Source organism: Acinetobacter sp. TR3, from assembly GCF_027105055.1.
In the GTDB taxonomy this organism is placed as follows: domain Bacteria; phylum Pseudomonadota; class Gammaproteobacteria; order Pseudomonadales; family Moraxellaceae; genus Acinetobacter.
In genome coordinates this window covers 2,754,228-2,771,020 of sequence record NZ_CP114264.1, presented here as the reverse complement: position 1 = coordinate 2,771,020, position 16,793 = coordinate 2,754,228, and the positions used below count along the sequence as shown (strand labels likewise).

At 40.7% G+C, this 16,793-nt stretch carries 13 protein-coding genes, 2 tRNA genes and 3 rRNA genes; 10 read left to right on the top strand and 8 right to left on the bottom strand.

The window, feature by feature from the left end; genetic code table 11:
* Positions 1-45: 45 nt before the first annotated feature.
* Genes O1449_RS13230 through O1449_RS13220 form a run of 3 tightly spaced genes read right to left on the bottom strand, consistent with a single transcriptional unit; the run spans position 46 to position 2,236 of the window.
* Positions 46-525, bottom strand: a complete 480-nt coding sequence (locus O1449_RS13230; protein WP_269238542.1) for an OmpA family protein — start codon at positions 523-525, stop codon at positions 46-48.
* Between the two features lie 8 nt (positions 526-533).
* A complete protein-coding gene (locus O1449_RS13225; RefSeq protein WP_269238541.1) occupies positions 534-1,757 on the bottom strand; it encodes a diguanylate cyclase domain-containing protein in 1,224 nt (407 codons plus the stop codon).
* Between the two features lie 5 nt (positions 1,758-1,762).
* A complete protein-coding gene (locus O1449_RS13220; RefSeq protein ID WP_034601049.1) occupies positions 1,763-2,236 on the bottom strand; it encodes a YfiR family protein in 474 nt (157 codons plus the stop codon).
* A 556-nt stretch (positions 2,237-2,792) separates the two neighbouring features.
* Here O1449_RS13220 and O1449_RS13215 point away from each other — a divergent pair.
* The 6 genes from O1449_RS13215 to O1449_RS13190 all read left to right on the top strand — a co-directional run bounded on the left by O1449_RS13215 (position 2,793) and on the right by O1449_RS13190 (position 10,449).
* Positions 2,793-4,330, top strand: a 16S ribosomal RNA gene (locus tag O1449_RS13215).
* A 59-nt stretch (positions 4,331-4,389) separates the two neighbouring features.
* A tRNA-Ile gene (locus O1449_RS13210) sits at positions 4,390-4,466 on the top strand.
* Positions 4,467-4,502: 36 nt separating this feature from the next.
* Positions 4,503-4,578, top strand: a tRNA-Ala gene (locus O1449_RS13205).
* A gap of 367 nt (positions 4,579-4,945) precedes the next feature.
* Positions 4,946-7,836: ribosomal RNA gene (locus tag O1449_RS13200) — 23S ribosomal RNA — on the top strand.
* Positions 7,837-8,010: 174 nt separating this feature from the next.
* Positions 8,011-8,125: ribosomal RNA gene (gene rrf / locus O1449_RS13195) — 5S ribosomal RNA — on the top strand.
* The 16S, 23S and 5S rRNA genes sit together here with 2 tRNA genes alongside, the layout of an rRNA operon.
* Before the next feature lie 311 nt (positions 8,126-8,436).
* Positions 8,437-10,449, top strand: coding sequence for a CARDB domain-containing protein (locus O1449_RS13190; protein WP_269230395.1), 2,013 nt, complete (start codon positions 8,437-8,439; stop codon positions 10,447-10,449).
* 231 nt (positions 10,450-10,680) lie between these two features.
* Here O1449_RS13190 and O1449_RS13185 read toward each other — a convergent pair whose 3' ends face one another.
* Positions 10,681-11,016, bottom strand: a complete 336-nt coding sequence (locus O1449_RS13185; RefSeq protein WP_269238540.1) for a TIGR01244 family sulfur transferase — start codon at positions 11,014-11,016, stop codon at positions 10,681-10,683.
* A 123-nt stretch (positions 11,017-11,139) separates the two neighbouring features.
* On the opposite strand from O1449_RS13185, the gene O1449_RS13180 reads away from it, so the two are divergent.
* Genes O1449_RS13180 through O1449_RS13170 form a run of 3 tightly spaced genes read left to right on the top strand, consistent with a single transcriptional unit; the run spans position 11,140 to position 12,889 of the window.
* Complete coding sequence (locus O1449_RS13180; protein ID WP_004664939.1) at positions 11,140-12,036, top strand: alpha/beta hydrolase; 897 nt, start codon at positions 11,140-11,142, stop codon at positions 12,034-12,036.
* A complete protein-coding gene (trxC, locus tag O1449_RS13175) occupies positions 12,037-12,474 on the top strand; it encodes a thioredoxin TrxC (protein ID WP_269229575.1) in 438 nt (145 codons plus the stop codon).
* A gap of 1 nt (position 12,475) precedes the next feature.
* On the top strand, positions 12,476-12,889 hold the full coding sequence (locus O1449_RS13170) for an acyl-CoA thioesterase (RefSeq protein WP_005214645.1): 414 nt from the start codon (positions 12,476-12,478) through the stop codon (positions 12,887-12,889).
* Positions 12,890-12,937: 48 nt separating this feature from the next.
* On the opposite strand, the gene O1449_RS13165 is transcribed toward O1449_RS13170, so the two are convergent.
* Positions 12,938-13,432, bottom strand: a complete 495-nt coding sequence (locus O1449_RS13165; protein ID WP_004664935.1) for a DUF4442 domain-containing protein — start codon at positions 13,430-13,432, stop codon at positions 12,938-12,940.
* A 14-nt stretch (positions 13,433-13,446) separates the two neighbouring features.
* A complete protein-coding gene (locus O1449_RS13160; protein ID WP_004655922.1) occupies positions 13,447-13,935 on the bottom strand; it encodes a YajQ family cyclic di-GMP-binding protein in 489 nt (162 codons plus the stop codon).
* 90 nt (positions 13,936-14,025) lie between these two features.
* On the opposite strand from O1449_RS13160, the gene O1449_RS13155 reads away from it, so the two are divergent.
* Positions 14,026-14,340 (top strand): rhodanese-like domain-containing protein, encoded by a 315-nt coding sequence (locus tag O1449_RS13155; protein WP_004664933.1) that lies wholly within the window; start codon positions 14,026-14,028, stop codon positions 14,338-14,340.
* A gap of 69 nt (positions 14,341-14,409) precedes the next feature.
* Here the strand turns inward: O1449_RS13155 and mnmC are convergent, their stop codons facing one another.
* The gene (gene mnmC / locus O1449_RS13150; RefSeq protein ID WP_269238539.1) at positions 14,410-16,320 is read right to left on the bottom strand and encodes an FAD-dependent 5-carboxymethylaminomethyl-2-thiouridine(34) oxidoreductase MnmC; all 1,911 of its coding nucleotides are present in this window, start codon (positions 16,318-16,320) and stop codon (positions 14,410-14,412) included.
* Between the two features lie 17 nt (positions 16,321-16,337).
* Positions 16,338-16,790 carry a hypothetical protein gene (locus tag O1449_RS13145; RefSeq protein WP_269238538.1) on the bottom strand — a complete coding sequence of 151 codons (453 nt, stop codon included), beginning with the start codon at positions 16,788-16,790 and terminating at the stop codon, positions 16,338-16,340.
* Between the last annotated feature and the right edge of the window lie 3 nt (positions 16,791-16,793).

Sequence of the window (16,793 nt, the reverse complement as noted above, 5' to 3'; positions counted from 1 at the left end):
AAAAAAGCCAACTTTAAATAGTTGGCTTTTAACAAAAATTGCAAGTTAAGAAATAATAATAATCGTAACTCTGCGATTATTCGCGCGGTTCTCATCAGAAGTATTGGGCACGAAAGGTTGGCTTGCACCACGACCAATCACAGTGACATTATTGGGTTTGAAACCCTGATGAATAAAAATCGAAGAAACGCTTTGAGCGCGTTCTTCAGACAATTTCTGGTTATATTCAGGATTACCAATATCATCAGTGTGACCCACAACTTTTAATTTTTGCAGATCATACTTGTTCAATTGATTGGCAAGACGAACGATTTCTCTTTGATTTTCAAGTTTAATATCTGCTTTATTAAAGTCAAAAAGTAAACGTTCAGGCAGACCAAGACTCCAACCTTCTTCTGTTAAAACGAAACCTTCTTTTTTTAGCATTTTGACTTGACGATATTTCAAAGGACCAAAACTTAAACAGCCAGTCAATGTTAGGCAGAGTAATGCTACAAAGGATATCTTAAAAGTGTGAGCGCGCATAACATGTCCTAAATTTCTGGTTTATAAAGAAACCAATGTGGATTTAAATTTTTAGCTTTATACATTGCTTGATCTGCTTGCATGACTAAATTATCTGGATTGTCTGCAAACTGTGAAAATGCAATCCCTAAACTAAAGCTAAAATGGATAAGTTGACCGTTAAAATCCAAAGGCTCATCACAACTTGCTAGTAAACCTTCAGCGATTGTTTGTAAATGATCAGAATGATGGATGGTATGCAAAATGATTGCGAATTCATCACCACCCAAACGAGCAATAAAGTCTTCTTGTCTGACAGACTGCATTAATCGATTTGCCATTTCTCTTAATACCGCATCGCCAGCAAGATGACCATAATGATCATTAATTGCTTTAAACTTATTATTATCTATGAAAATCAGCGCTGAATTGTGACGAAATTTATTATTTTTAAAAATATTGAGCAATTCTTCATAAAAATAGTGTCGATTAGGTAAACCTGTGAGCTGGTCATGGTGAGCTTGAAATGAAAGTTGGAGATTCTCTTTCTGTAAATGAGTATGCCAAACTTGTATTTCTTCTAAGAGCTCATTAAATACCGTATTAAGATTTTGAAACTCTTTAATATGGTTATTTGGAAAACGTAAGTTGTAAGCTTTTTGGTCACTCACTAATTGAGCAATATGGGTTAATGGTTTGATCGCTTGCATGATTTGGCGATAGGTAAGATTAACGGACCATAACAGTGCAATCACAATAAAAAACATTGATATGGCTAAGCCAATAATGATGGTTTTTAAAAAATGTAAAATATTTTCTGAGCTGCCATATAAAACTAATTCGCCGACTTGTTTCTTATGATGAATAACCGTTAGTTTGATTGGATCATGTAGAAACCATTTATCCAAAACGCTTTGTAAAAATGATGTGTGGTCGATTTGCTTGGTACTTTCTGCTAATAATTGATGCTCTGGATCATAAACATGAATACTACGAATCGCATGTTCTGTTGTGTAGTCCGCTAAAATTTGATCAATTGCTCCTTTGTCCTTGAAGACAACAGCGGGCTGGATTCGTTCAAGTAGCGTTTGACTTAATAGTTGCAAATTTTGTTTGGCGTACGTTTCCATTGTGAATATGGAAATAGTTGCAAAGGTAAAGGAACAAATGACAACGGTAAGCGCAAAAATCGAGAACTGAGACTTACGAAATAACGCCCGTAATGAAGTGGACTGATATAAATTCGAAATCACTTTAATTACTCCGTATTCTTCGCCAAGATTAAGACTCGGGGGTCGATATGAACTTTGGAGTAACTCAAAGCATCTAGATTTACTTTAAATGTAGAAGAGGTCTTTTTGTTGTATAAGCAGAAAATACTGCCGATTTCACATGCTGGATTATTAATACTTAATGACAGTAATGAACGCGATGGATAAGCTTGAATCAAGTTTTGTTGTTGTTGCGGTGTTGTTGTTGAGAAATACACAACATGACATTCTGTTTTTTGAAAATCTTTTGAATTAACAGCTTGTACCTGATAATCATACCCAAGTTGTTTAATATTGGATTGAAATTGATTCGAAGCCTCAGCATTATCTATTACACAAATAATTGGGCGAGATGTATTCGACCACTTGCTATAACTCAATATGGTTAATGCTAATTCATAAAAATTATGATTTGAAATGGCGTAACAAATCTGACTCGTAGCGATCGACGCTAAAAGCAACAGTAATTGTACTTTTTTATTAATAAACCGTATTTCCAATCAAAAATGCCAAAAAATTTGAAGCAAGAGATACATTCTACTTAACTTAATTGTTTAAAAAAAGTTCTTATCGACAAAGAAAGTAGACAAAAAGTAACTGATTAGCCTAAAAAACGTTCACTTAAATAAAAAGATTAGGAAAGGGGGTTGTATTGGGTAGGGAATACTGTAGAATGCACATCCATCGGCGGTGATGCAGATAAAAACTTGTTGAGAAACAAGGATTTGGCTAGAAAGGTTAGATTCTTGGGTTGATTGGTAGGTTTAAAAAATATCGAAATTACCTGTTGACTTTAGTTTAGATTAGAGTAACATAGCCGACCTAGCTTGATGATGACGAATCATCGAGAAGATCATTAAGAGAATAGAAGAACAACTTGTGTGGATTTTTACTGGTTGATCGATCGAAAATATTTCATTGATTGAATGGTAGAAATTTCTCGAAGTTTATTTGAGCGAATTTTTAGTCAGAAAATTGATGAGCCAAGATTTGTAGCCATAAGCTACTAATGATTTTAAACTGAAGAGTTTGATCATGGCTCAGATTGAACGCTGGCGGCAGGCTTAACACATGCAAGTCGAGCGGAGATGAGGTGCTTGCACCTTATCTTAGCGGCGGACGGGTGAGTAATGCTTAGGAATCTGCCATTTAGTGGGGGACAACATTCCGAAAGGAATGCTAATACCGCATACGTCCTACGGGAGAAAGCAGGGGATCTTCGGACCTTGCGCTAAATGATGAGCCTAAGTCGGATTAGCTAGTTGGTGGGGTAAAGGCCTACCAAGGCGACGATCTGTAGCGGGTCTGAGAGGATGATCCGCCACACTGGGACTGAGACACGGCCCAGACTCCTACGGGAGGCAGCAGTGGGGAATATTGGACAATGGGCGGAAGCCTGATCCAGCCATGCCGCGTGTGTGAAGAAGGCCTTTTGGTTGTAAAGCACTTTAAGCGAGGAGGAGGCTACTAGTATTAATACTACTGGATAGTGGACGTTACTCGCAGAATAAGCACCGGCTAACTCTGTGCCAGCAGCCGCGGTAATACAGAGGGTGCGAGCGTTAATCGGATTTACTGGGCGTAAAGCGTGCGTAGGCGGCTGATTAAGTCGGATGTGAAATCCCTGAGCTTAACTTAGGAATTGCATTCGATACTGGTCAGCTAGAGTATGGGAGAGGATGGTAGAATTCCAGGTGTAGCGGTGAAATGCGTAGAGATCTGGAGGAATACCGATGGCGAAGGCAGCCATCTGGCCTAATACTGACGCTGAGGTACGAAAGCATGGGGAGCAAACAGGATTAGATACCCTGGTAGTCCATGCCGTAAACGATGTCTACTAGCCGTTGGGGCCTTTGAGGCTTTAGTGGCGCAGCTAACGCGATAAGTAGACCGCCTGGGGAGTACGGTCGCAAGACTAAAACTCAAATGAATTGACGGGGGCCCGCACAAGCGGTGGAGCATGTGGTTTAATTCGATGCAACGCGAAGAACCTTACCTGGCCTTGACATACTAGAAACTTTCCAGAGATGGATTGGTGCCTTAGGGAATCTAGATACAGGTGCTGCATGGCTGTCGTCAGCTCGTGTCGTGAGATGTTGGGTTAAGTCCCGCAACGAGCGCAACCCTTTTCCTTATTTGCCAGCGAGTAATGTCGGGAACTTTAAGGATACTGCCAGTGACAAACTGGAGGAAGGCGGGGACGACGTCAAGTCATCATGGCCCTTACGGCCAGGGCTACACACGTGCTACAATGGTCGGTACAAAGGGTTGCTACCTAGCGATAGGATGCTAATCTCAAAAAGCCGATCGTAGTCCGGATTGGAGTCTGCAACTCGACTCCATGAAGTCGGAATCGCTAGTAATCGCGGATCAGAATGCCGCGGTGAATACGTTCCCGGGCCTTGTACACACCGCCCGTCACACCATGGGAGTTTGTTGCACCAGAAGTAGGTAGTCTAACCGCAAGGAGGACGCTTACCACGGTGTGGCCGATGACTGGGGTGAAGTCGTAACAAGGTAGCCGTAGGGGAACCTGCGGCTGGATCACCTCCTTAACGAAAGATTGACGATCGGTAAGAATCCACAACAAGTTGTTCTTCGAAGATGTATCTGAGGGTCTGTAGCTCAGTTGGTTAGAGCACACGCTTGATAAGCGTGGGGTCACAAGTTCAAGTCTTGTCAGACCCACCAAATCTGAAAGATATATCGTTCATTAAGTGATAAGCTGGGGACTTAGCTTAGTTGGTAGAGCGCCTGCTTTGCACGCAGGAGGTCAGGAGTTCGACTCTCCTAGTCTCCACCATGTACTTTACAGAGTACAAGCTAAGAAGATTATAGAGTTTAGTGAATACAGTCTAATTTGACTGGTTTATTAATCTCTGTGATTTATCACAGTTTACTGCAAGCTGACGAGGCTGTAGTTAATCATTAACAGATTAGAATTTGAGTCTGAAATAAATTGTTCAAACTCGATTAAATAGGAAGATAACAAGTAATTGTTAAATTAATATTTAATCTGAGAACTAGCAAAAACACTGAATCAAGCGTTTTGGTATATGAATTTAGATTGAAGCTGTATGGTGATTAAGTTCACAGACAACGAATAGTAGCAATTAAGTTTGCAACGCTAACACTGACTTGTATGTGTTAACGACTGTTTGGGGTTGTATAGTCAAGTAATTAAGTGCATGTGGTGGATGCCTTGGCAGTCAGAGGCGATGAAAGACGTAATAGCCTGCGATAAGCTCCGGGGAGGCGGCAAATATCCTTTGATCCGGAGATTTCTGAATGGGGGAACCCACCCGCTATAAGGCGGGTATCATAAGCTGAATACATAGGCTTATGAAGCGAACGAGGGGAAGTGAAACATCTCAGTACCCTTAGGAAAAGAAATCAATTGAGATTCCCTTAGTAGCGGCGAGCGAACGGGGAGCAGCCCATTAAGTTGTGTGTGTTCTAGTGGAACGCTCTGGGAAGTGCGAACGTAGAGGGTGATATTCCCGTACACGAAAGGGCACACACAATGATGACGAGTAGGGCGAGGCACGTGAAACCTTGTCTGAATATGGGGGGACCATCCTCCAAGGCTAAATACTCCTGACTGACCGATAGTGAACCAGTACCGTGAGGGAAAGGCGAAAAGAACCCCTGTGAGGGGAGTGAAATAGATCCTGAAACCGCATGCATACAAGCAGTGGGAGCCGACTTGTTCGGTGACTGCGTACCTTTTGTATAATGGGTCAGCGACTTATATTCAGTAGCGAGGTTAACCGTATAGGGGAGCCGTAGAGAAATCGAGTCTTAATAGGGCGTTTAGTTGCTGGGTATAGACCCGAAACCAGGCGATCTATCCATGAGCAGGTTGAAGGTTGGGTAACACTAACTGGAGGACCGAACCCACTGTCGTTGAAAAGCCAGGGGATGACTTGTGGATAGGGGTGAAAGGCTAATCAAGCCTGGTGATAGCTGGTTCTCCCCGAAAGCTATTTAGGTAGCGCCTCGGACGAATACCATTGGGGGTAGAGCACTGTTTCGGCTAGGGGGTCATCCCGACTTACCAAACCGATGCAAACTCCGAATACCAATGAGTACTATCCGGGAGACAGACTGCGGGTGCTAACGTCCGTAGTCAAGAGGAAAACAATCCAGACCGCCAGCTAAGGCCCCAAAATCATAGTTAAGTGGGAAACGATGTGGGAAGGCATAGACAGCTAGGAGGTTGGCTTAGAAGCAGCCACCCTTTAAAGAAAGCGTAATAGCTCACTAGTCGAGTCGGCCTGCGCGGAAGATGTAACGGGGCTAAAACTATGTGCCGAAGCTGCGGATTTGACAATAGTCAAGTGGTAGGGGAGCGTTCTGTAAGCCGATGAAGGTGTATTGAGAAGTATGCTGGAGGTATCAGAAGTGCGAATGCTGACGTGAGTAACGACAAAACGGGTGAAAAACCCGTTCGCTGAAAGACCAAGGGTTCCAGTCCAACGTTAATCGGGGCTGGGTGAGTCGACCCCTAAGGCGAGGCCGAGAGGCGTAGTCGATGGGAAATTGGTTAATATTCCAATACTTCTGTGTAATGCGATGAGAGGACGGAGAAGGTTAAGTCAGCCTGGCGTTGGTTGTCCAGGTGGAAGGTTGTAGGCATGTATCTTAGGCAAATCCGGGGTACTCTATGCTGAGAACTGATAGCAAGCTGTACTTGTACAGTGAAGTGGCTGATACCATGCTTCCAGGAAAAGTCTCTAAGCTTCAGTTACACAGGAATCGTACCCGAAACCGACACAGGTGGTCAGGTCGAGTAGACCAAAGCGCTTGAGAGAACTCTGCTGAAGGAACTAGGCAAAATGGTACCGTAACTTCGGGAGAAGGTACGCTGCTGACGGTGATGGGACTTGCTCCCTGAGCTATTGGCAGCCACAGAAACCAGGCCGCTGCAACTGTTTATTAAAAACATAGCACTCTGCAAACACGAAAGTGGACGTATAGGGTGTGATGCCTGCCCGGTGCTGGAAGGTTAATTGATGGGGTTAGCGTAAGCGAAGCTCTTGATCGAAGCCCCAGTAAACGGCGGCCGTAACTATAACGGTCCTAAGGTAGCGAAATTCCTTGTCGGGTAAGTTCCGACCTGCACGAATGGCATAATGATGGCGGCGCTGTCTCCAGCAGAGGCTCAGTGAAATCGAAATCGCTGTGAAGATGCAGTGTACCCGCGGCTAGACGGAAAGACCCCGTGAACCTTTACTGCAGCTTGACATTGAACTTTGACCTTACTTGTGTAGGATAGGTGGGAGGCTTTGAAGTTGGAACGCTAGTTCCAATGGAGCCGTCCTTGAAATACCACCCTGGTAATGTTGAGGTTCTAACTCTGCCCCGTAATCCGGGGCGAGGACCATGTCTGGTGGGTAGTTTGACTGGGGCGGTCTCCTCCTAAAGAGTAACGGAGGAGTACGAAGGTGCGCTCAGCGTGGTCGGAAATCACGCGTAGAGTATAAAGGCAAAAGCGCGCTTAACTGCGAGACCCACAAGTCGAGCAGGTACGAAAGTAGGTCTTAGTGATCCGGTGGTTCTGTATGGAAGGGCCATCGCTCAACGGATAAAAGGTACTCTGGGGATAACAGGCTGATACCGCCCAAGAGTTCATATCGACGGCGGTGTTTGGCACCTCGATGTCGGCTCATCTCATCCTGGGGCTGAAGCAGGTCCCAAGGGTATGGCTGTTCGCCATTTAAAGAGGTACGCGAGCTGGGTTTAGAACGTCGTGAGACAGTTCGGTCCCTATCTACCGTGGGCGCTGGAAATTTGAGAGGATCTGCTCCTAGTACGAGAGGACCAGAGTGGACGAACCTCTGGTGTACCGGTTGTGACGCCAGTCGCATCGCCGGGTAGCTATGTTCGGAAGGGATAACCGCTGAAAGCATCTAAGCGGGAAGCCTACCTCAAGATAAGATTTCCCTAGGAATTTATTCCTCTAAAGAGCCGTTCGAGACTAGGACGTTGATAGGTTGGGTGTGGAAGCACGGTGACGTGTGAAGCTGACCAATACTAATTGCTCGTGAGGCTTGACTATACAACACCCAAACAGTTGTTGTATTCAAGATAAATTCAATACATAACTTGATTTAGTGTGAAAACTAGTTAAAATGCTGAACACAAAGTTAGACTCAATATCTAATCCGTTAATAACTCATTTGGAAAAAGCCTTGGCATAGATAAGACCAAAGCAAGTATCCATAAACAGTTTGCTGGCGACAATAGCAAGAGTGAACCACCTGATCCCTTCCCGAACTCAGAAGTGAAACCTCTTAGCGCTGATGGTAGTGTGGCGTTTGCCATGTGAGAGTAAGTCATCGCCAGCTTTTAAATTATAAACACCCCCAACCTAACAGTTGGGGGTGTTTTTTATTCGGGGGAAAGAGGTAATTATCTTGTCAAAACTAAGTTATTAAATTTTAATTTGCATTACTATTCATAATTTGAATTTATTAAAATTTTTTAAATAGTAGTCTCGTTTTATTTGAATAATTTGATTGAATTCACTTTAATATTTTTTACTTCGAGTTAATGTATATTTACATGAAAACTATATTGTGATTACATTGGTTATATTTTTATAATGAATAATCTAGCTCCATTTTGTGAGCTTGATTGGGGATAAAAAGCAATGATGATGAATAAAAAACAACTGACTTTGAAGCTGTCAGCTATTACTGTGTCAATTTTATTGGCAAGTTGTGGGGGCGGCGGTGATGGATATTATGGTTCGTCTTCAAGTAGTAGTGGCTCAGGGACTGGGACAACAAACCCGAGTACTGGAGAGGCTGTAAAAGCTGTAAATATTAGTGCGGTTCAATTGATTGATCGGAATGGTAACTCAACTCAAGCGATTGCAGCAGAAGGAGTGATTGCTAAAGTAAAAGTAACTGATCAAACAGGTAAAGGTATTAGTGGAGCATTAGTTACATTTACAGTGACTGGCGGTGTTGTTTTAGGCAGTTCTAATGGTGCGGTATTAACTAACACGGATGGTGAAGCGAGTATTTCTGTTAAACCTGAAAATATTAATACAAATGGTGCTTATCAAATTTCTGCAATTGCAGATTTTGGTGGTACTATCGCATCAACAAAAGCGCTTAATTTTTCTCTACAAGCAACCAATATTATTTTAGTAGATTTGATAGCAGCTAGTACTCAACTGGAATCAGGTGGCTCAACAAATATCACGTTAAAAACTCAAGATGCAAATACGAAAATTAATCAAAATAATGTCAATGTAGAGTTCACTGCAACATGTGGTAAATTTGAACCAGCAACAGTTGTTTCATCAAATCAAGGAAGTGTTACAACGTCTTATAAAGCGATAGGTTCTGATGGGAAGCTCTGTACAGGCACACAGAAAATTTCAGCAAAAGGTTTAAATATCCCAGAAGTTACACTTAATGTTAGTATCAAAGCACTGCAAGCCAATTCATTGGTTTATACATCTAATAAAGTTAATTTAGGCATTAAAAAAAGTGGCTCAGCATCATCGGGTCAAATTGAATTTAGTTTGTACGCAAATGGTGTACCTGTAGCAGATCAAGATATTTTAATTGAGAAAGTGCAGACACCAGAAGATTTATCGTTTGTATCATTTGGCAATCGTAGTAACAAAACTATAAAAAGTGATTCGAGTGGTAAAGTGATTGTAAACCTCTATCCAGGAGATAAACCTGGACCTGTTGAAATAAGAGCGACTTTAGTTTCAGACACAAATGTTTCAGCTGTATCTAAAGATGTATCTGTATCCACTGGCCGTGTAACTCAAAATGGTTTAAGTTTATCTGTATCAAAAAACTCATTACAAAATACTATTGATGGGGATACTGCTACGATTACTGCACGAATGGTGGATCGTACTGGAAATCCAGTCCCAAATGGTACAGTCATTAGCTTTGTCTCTGAAGGTGGTAAAGTTGACCCAAATTGTTCATCTGTGAATGGGATATGCTCGGTAACTATAAGTACTCAAAACCCACGTCCTTTAGATAATCGTATAACCGTTCTAGCTTATGTTGAAGGTGATAAATCATACATAGATAAAGATGGTGATAATTTGTATACGGCAGGTGTAGATGCACTGACAGATATATTGGGTAATAATACAAATATTGGTGACTTTTTCAGAGATGATAATGAAGACAATATTTATAATAATAACTTAGGTGAATATTTATATAGACGCAGTGCAGGAACAGAGTCTTGTGTACCATCTACGGTACTCCAACCTAATATTGCAAAAACCTGTGATACTAATCTAGATGCTATTCTTCGCCAGCAATTATTATTTGCTTTTGCAGAAAATAGGGCAACATTTACGAATGTTAATGCAAGTAATGGTTTGTTATCTTTCCGTTTGTATGGAAATACAATGCAAAGTGTTCCAATGCCAACAGGTTCTACGATAAGTGTTACCGCTGAAGATAATACTAAAACTAATGATTTATCTTGCTCTGCTGAGTTAGTACAAGGGAGCTCACCTGTTGCTAGTGTATTCGACCTTACAACGCCAACAACTTTCAAAAATAGTACGCAAGTTTTTTATGGTTACCGTTTGAAAGAATGTGCAGTAGGTGATACTTTCAAAGTATCAGTAGCAGCTCCTGATGGTCACGTTTCAACGATCTTTGTTGCTTATCAATAAAAATAGTTTTTATATTTAAAAAAACAGCACTCCAGTGCTGTTTTTTTATAGTGTAGTTATTCACTGGCAGATACAGTTGGACTAATTTGAAAAGAGTTACAGGCTGAAAGAAGATATGAGACATAAAAAATAGAGAGTTTTGTTATGGTTCTTTATTTAGTGTAAAAGAACCATATATCTTATAGACAGACGGATTTCACTATTTTGATCAGGTGAGGAAATATAATGAGTTCAATCATCCAATAAATCCATCTGCTTTGCTAATTGGTATAGGTTATTAGAGCGATTACCTGTGCGACAAAACATTAAAATAGGTTTTGGCAATTCGTTATAATGATTTGCAAATGTACGAACATCTAACTCTGTGATCTGACCTGCAACAACTGGTTGGTAAACATAATCTAGACCAGCATTACGTGCTGATTCTTCAATTTGAGCACTTGTTGGTTGTTCAGAACCACCTTCCATATCGGGACGATTATTAATAATAGATTTGAAGCCTTTTTCGACAACTTGATCTACATGCTCAGGGCCGATTTGACCTGCAAAACCAAAATTTTCTGACATCTTGTCACTCCAAAAATAAACAAAACATTTTATGCTCTATCATAGCATTAAGCTTGATCTTGAGTTTAAATGTCTGTAGCAAATAAATGATGATAAGTAATAAGATAAAGCATTGGAGCGCGCATGCACACCTATACAGTTGAGCCGTTGTATGTTCCTAGTGGCGAAGAAACCATAGCAGCAGATTTCTACCTACCAAAGACCAATATTAAACCTGCTGTAATTCTTATGGCACATGGATTTGCTGGATTACGCCAATTTAAATTAGTTCAGTATGCACAACGTTTCGCTAAAGCTGGCTATGCTGTCATTTTATTTGATTATCGCTATTGGGGGGGCAGCACAGGAAAACCACGTGAATTGGTTTCACTCGGTGCTCAACTAGATGATTGGAAAACCATTGTTCAATATGCTTCGAATTGTAAATTAATTGATAGTCGACGTATTATTTTATGGGGAACTTCTCTAAGCGGTGGATATGCGCTTAGTTTAGCCACTGACCTTAAAAATATTCAGGCCGTGATGGTACAAGTGCCTTATGTTGATGGTGCTGAAACAGCAAAATTATACCCATTACAGCGTTATCCAGAGGCTTTGAAGCGTTCTAGTCAGGATTACATGGGGTCTAAGATGGGTTTAGTACCTAAAACTTTGCCAGTTGTAGATCAGCATAAACTATGCTTTTTACCGACCTCTGATAGTTATTATGGTTATCATTCGATTGTAAATCCTGACTATTATTGGAGTGGTGAAGTTCCTGCACGTGTATTTTTTAATTTAATGCGTTATCGTCCGATTCAATTTGTACGCAAAATTAATATCCCTGTTTTGTTTATTGCTGCGAAACATGATTCTTTGATTCCAATTGAATCTAGTCGTGAAGCCGCTACAAATATTGCACCATTTGTAAGCTATCATGAGTGGGAAATGAAACATTTCGATATTTATCACGGTTCTTGGTTTGAAAAAGCAGTCACAACCCAATTAGAATTTTTACATCAACATATCGGAGTGATGTAAATGATCATTGTCTGTGCATCCTGTGGTGCAAAAAATCGTGTACCTGAAGAAAAATTAGCAGTTCATCCAAACTGTGGGCAATGCCATCAACCATTATTAACGTTAGCGCCAATTGAATTAAATGAACAAAATTTTAGCCATTTCATTAGTCATTCAGATCTACCTGTACTCATCGATCTTTGGGCAGAATGGTGTAATCCTTGTAAAATGATGGCACCTCATTTTGCTGAGGTTGCCAAACATAATCCTCACGTCGTGTTTGCTAAAATTGATACTGAAGCAAATCCCCGTTTAAGTGCTGCATTTAATGTCCGCAGTATTCCGACTTTGGTCTTAATGGATAAGACGACTGAATTGGCCAGAATAAGTGGTGCATTACGTACACCAGAGCTACAGCAATGGTTAAATCAGCAATTACAGCAACATCAAGGACATTAACATGACTGAACGTTCAAATCATCCAGAAGGAGTTTTATCCTTGCAGAATATTGCGATGCCAGCAGATACAAACTGGAGTGGTGATGTATTTGGAGGGTGGATTGTTTCACAGATGGATCTTGCAGGAGCGATTCATGTTGAGCGTTTGAGTAAGGGGCGATGTGCAACAATTGCGATTAATGAAATGACGTTCCTTGTGCCTGTTAAGGTTGGAAATGTGATTAGTTGCTATACTAAAATTTTGAAAGTCGGTAATACTTCCGTACAGGTGCAAATCGAGGTATGGAATAGTCACGACAATTCGCGTGATCCGATTCGAATTACTCAAGGTGTTTTTACATTTGTTGCTGTTGATGTGAATGGTAATAAAAGACAAATCTCAGAACAAATTAAGCAAGATTTTTTAGCAAGCTGATAAAACAATAAAGCCCAAATTTAATTGGGCTTTATTTTAAATCTAAGACTATTTTTTACGTTTTGGCAGCCAAGCCCAAAGCATTTGACATTGAATTGGTTCGTTACCAGAATCGTCAATTACGGTCACAGGAATCAATAACTCGCCTTTGTCATGTTCAGCAATAAACTTTTTTTGGTCTGCTGACAAGCTTGCTGTAGCAGTTAAACCACCTTGCGCAACTTTTAAATAATCGACATGCAATGATTTAATCAACAAGATCCGATCATCAGGAATATGTAAGCCCGTTAAAAAGCCCGTTGCAGTTTCTGCTAATAAAGCCATTGCTGCTGCGTGAACCCCTTTAATATGATTTTGCATATTACGTTGGTTTTCAATGCGCACAGTGACATGGTCTTTATCAACTTCTAAATAACGAATATTTGCTGTTCCCACCATAGGAACAACACGACCAAAAGCTTTACTCCATAGCGTACTACGGATACTTTTTGGAAATTTAGAAGTGGTTTTAACCAGCGTATAAAGACGGTTATCTTTTGCCATAGTGAACCTAATGCTTAGTCTTTGAAATTATTAAATTGAAGTGGTAGACCAAATTGTTGTTCACGTAAAAAGTTCATGACCTGTTGCAATGTATCGCGCTTTTTATCTGTGACACGGATTTTGTCTCCTTGGATAGAAGATTGCGCTTTGATACCACTTTCTTTAATGGCTTTATTAATTTTTTTTGCGGTATCTGAGTCAAGTCCATCTTTCAGCTTGATCACTTGGACCACATTTTTACCAGAAGCAGTGGCTTTTTGTGGATCTAAAGCTTGTACATCAATCTTACGTTTATAGAAGTGATTTTCAAGCATGGTATAGACTTGTTCGCATTGGAAGTCACTTTCAGTTGAGATTTTGATTTCTTTATTTTTTTCATTTAACTCAATTGAAACGTCTTGTCCACGGAAGTCAAAACGTGTTGCAATCTCTTTTTCTGTATTTTGTACAGCATGATTGACTTCAAATAACTCTAATTCAGAAACAATATCAAAAGAAGGCATGGTTAGACCTTTACAAAGGGAAAGAATATTTGAGATGCTAAGGGTGTTTTCTTCATTTGCCAAGTGTTGTTTACATCAAAGGAGTGCACAATGATCCGTAAACAAGAAATTACAACATTTGAGTTCCCAGAAGGCGCTGTCATTTGGGATGTCCGAGATGCCAAAGCTTATGCAGAGGCACACGTCAAAGGGGCGTTAAATCGTCCAATTGCTGAAATTAATGCGGATAGTTTGACTCAGGTTGCAGCGGATCAGCCGATTTATATTTTATGTGGTGGTGGTAGTAAAGCACCACGCGCAGCAGAGCTTTTAGACGGTTTAGATGATTCTCGTGAATATGTTGTATTGATGGGCGGCACACGTGCAGCACGTGATGCTGGCTTAGCTTTAGAACAAGGCGCATAGATCAGTTAAATTTGCCAAAATACTTGGGTATTTTGGCAAATTTAAAGAATGAACAACTAAAATAATAATTTACCCAGAATAATAAGGTTTTTTAGCTTTTAATTTCTTTTGAAATCTTTGAGGATTTAATTTATCCAATAAACTTTGAGGAACTGGGCAGAGTTCACCTAAAATTAGTGCCGCTAAGATTTCACTACATAATGGCGCAAATAAAAAACCTTTCGATCCTAAACCAGCAAAAGTATAGATTTGATCAAGATTTTGTATTTTCCCAACTAAGGGGAAATAATCTAAACTTTGTGCGCGAACGGATGCTCTTCCTTGCCAAGTCTCCAGCTTTGGAAGTTGTTCGGCATATTGAGGGAAGACACTGTGGATAAGTTCGTAGTTATGCACATGATCTTCAGTTAGCACTTCTGCATCATCCCGATTGGGATAAAAAGATGCACCGAGAATTAACTTTGAAGCATCCAGTTGTATGCAATAGCCGCCATAACTATAAGCTTGATCCAGTGCTAAAGGCCGCTGGCTATTCTCAACCCAGCTGACTTGTCCTCGAATTGGCTTTAAGACTGGATAGTTTTCGATGAGTTCAGCACTTTGTTTAGCACAACAGACAATCGCATGATCCGTTATGGCAATTTTTTGTTGGTCATGCCAGAGTGTAACTTGACTACCATTCGACTCTAATCGAGAAATTTTTACTTTTTCTATTCGAATATTAGGATGTTGTAAAATCTCATCACGTAATTGATGAGGTGAAACTGCGCCAGCTTCATGTAAGGTCAGACTTGGAAGCTCTGTTTGGGGAAGGCATTCAAGCGTTGTATTTGCAGTTAAAACATTTTCAGGATATTGCTCAACCAGCCCTAGCAGTTCATCTGCATTTTTTAATGCAATCTGCTCTACTTGAATCGGTCTAAATGCCTTAAAACGAGGATAAAAATTCAACGCATGTTGCCAACTCAAGGTCATCAAGTGTTCATGCGCCTGTTCAATTGGGCATAGTTTTGGATTGAGCAACGCCAAGGGATTGCCAGATGCTCCTGAAAGCGGCTCATTTTGCTCGTAGATCGCAACTTGATGTCCTCGTTGAGCAAATGCCCATGCTGAGCTTAAACCTGCGATTCCTGCACCAATAATCGCAATATGTCGCTGTACAGATGCTGAGCTTGTTATTTCAGATTCATTTTGAATCGTTATGTCTTGTTTCGAATCGGCGGTGTCTGTTTCTTCTTGTGAAGCATTTAGCCAAATAGCTTTGAGCATTTCTCGTTTATGACCAAAACCTCGTGGACGGCTGATTTGGATGCCGTGTTGTTTAAGCCCACGTTTTAATATGCCTGCGACACTAAAGGATGCGAAAGTTGTTCCAAAATCAGATAAACGCACCATATGATCTAAGACATTTGCTTGCCACATATCTGGGTTACAAGACGGGGCAAAACCGTCCAAGAACCATGCGTTAACTGCTTGGGTTTTGGGAATCGTTGGAAAAATATCCTGAGCATCACCTAGCCATAAATCAATACTAAAACGTTCTTCAGGAAAACTTAAGCGATGACAACCTGCGATTGGCAAGGGATATTGCTGAATCAATTTTTCTGCTAAAGGTTTGAGTTCTGTCCAAACATTGAGTGCACGGATCAAATCAGCTTTATTTAATGGAAATTTTTCAACGCTGACAACATGTAAATGGCTGTGATTATCTAAGCGAACTTGTTGCCAGAGTTGCCACAAGGTCAAAATATTGAGTCCTGTACCAAAACCAGTTTCACCTACACAGAAATATTGATAATCGTGCAGTTGAGAGAGGCGTTCGGTTAAATCATTGCCATTTAAAAATACATGTCGAGTTTCAAGCAAACCATTGTCTTTAGAAAAGTAAACATCACCGAATTGTTTAGAAATAGGAATTTCGATGCCATCGACTATTTCCCAATCTAATTCAGCAGTTTGTAATTTTGATGAGTGAGACATAAATAAAAATTATATTTTTACCACTGGCGACGACGTTTGGTGTAGACATAGCTCGCAATAAAGAAACCTAGAATGACACCAACTGCAATCGTCATAGCACCATACAAGAACATTTGAGCACTGCGCTCACTTTGTAAAACTTGAATCTGAACAGTAAGATTGTCATTTTTGAGTTGTAATTCTTGATTTTGCGAGAGCGCTTCAAGATTGGCATTTTCAAGTTGTTTTAAGCGATTGGCTTGATCTTGAACCAATGCTTTGACTTTGGCTTCTTGTTGCTGTTTAGCCTTTGCAATTTGTTCAGCAGTTAAGGGCTTAGCAGTTGCCGTAGCAACAGTGCTGGGAGCTGTTGTTGAGTTTGGTTTAGCTTGAACAGTTGTTGTCGGTGCGACAGCTGGTGTTGGTTCAACAGCCCAGACTGATGAACTTATTAAGCATAAGGCGAAAAAGCTTTTGGCTGCAAAGTGCATGAT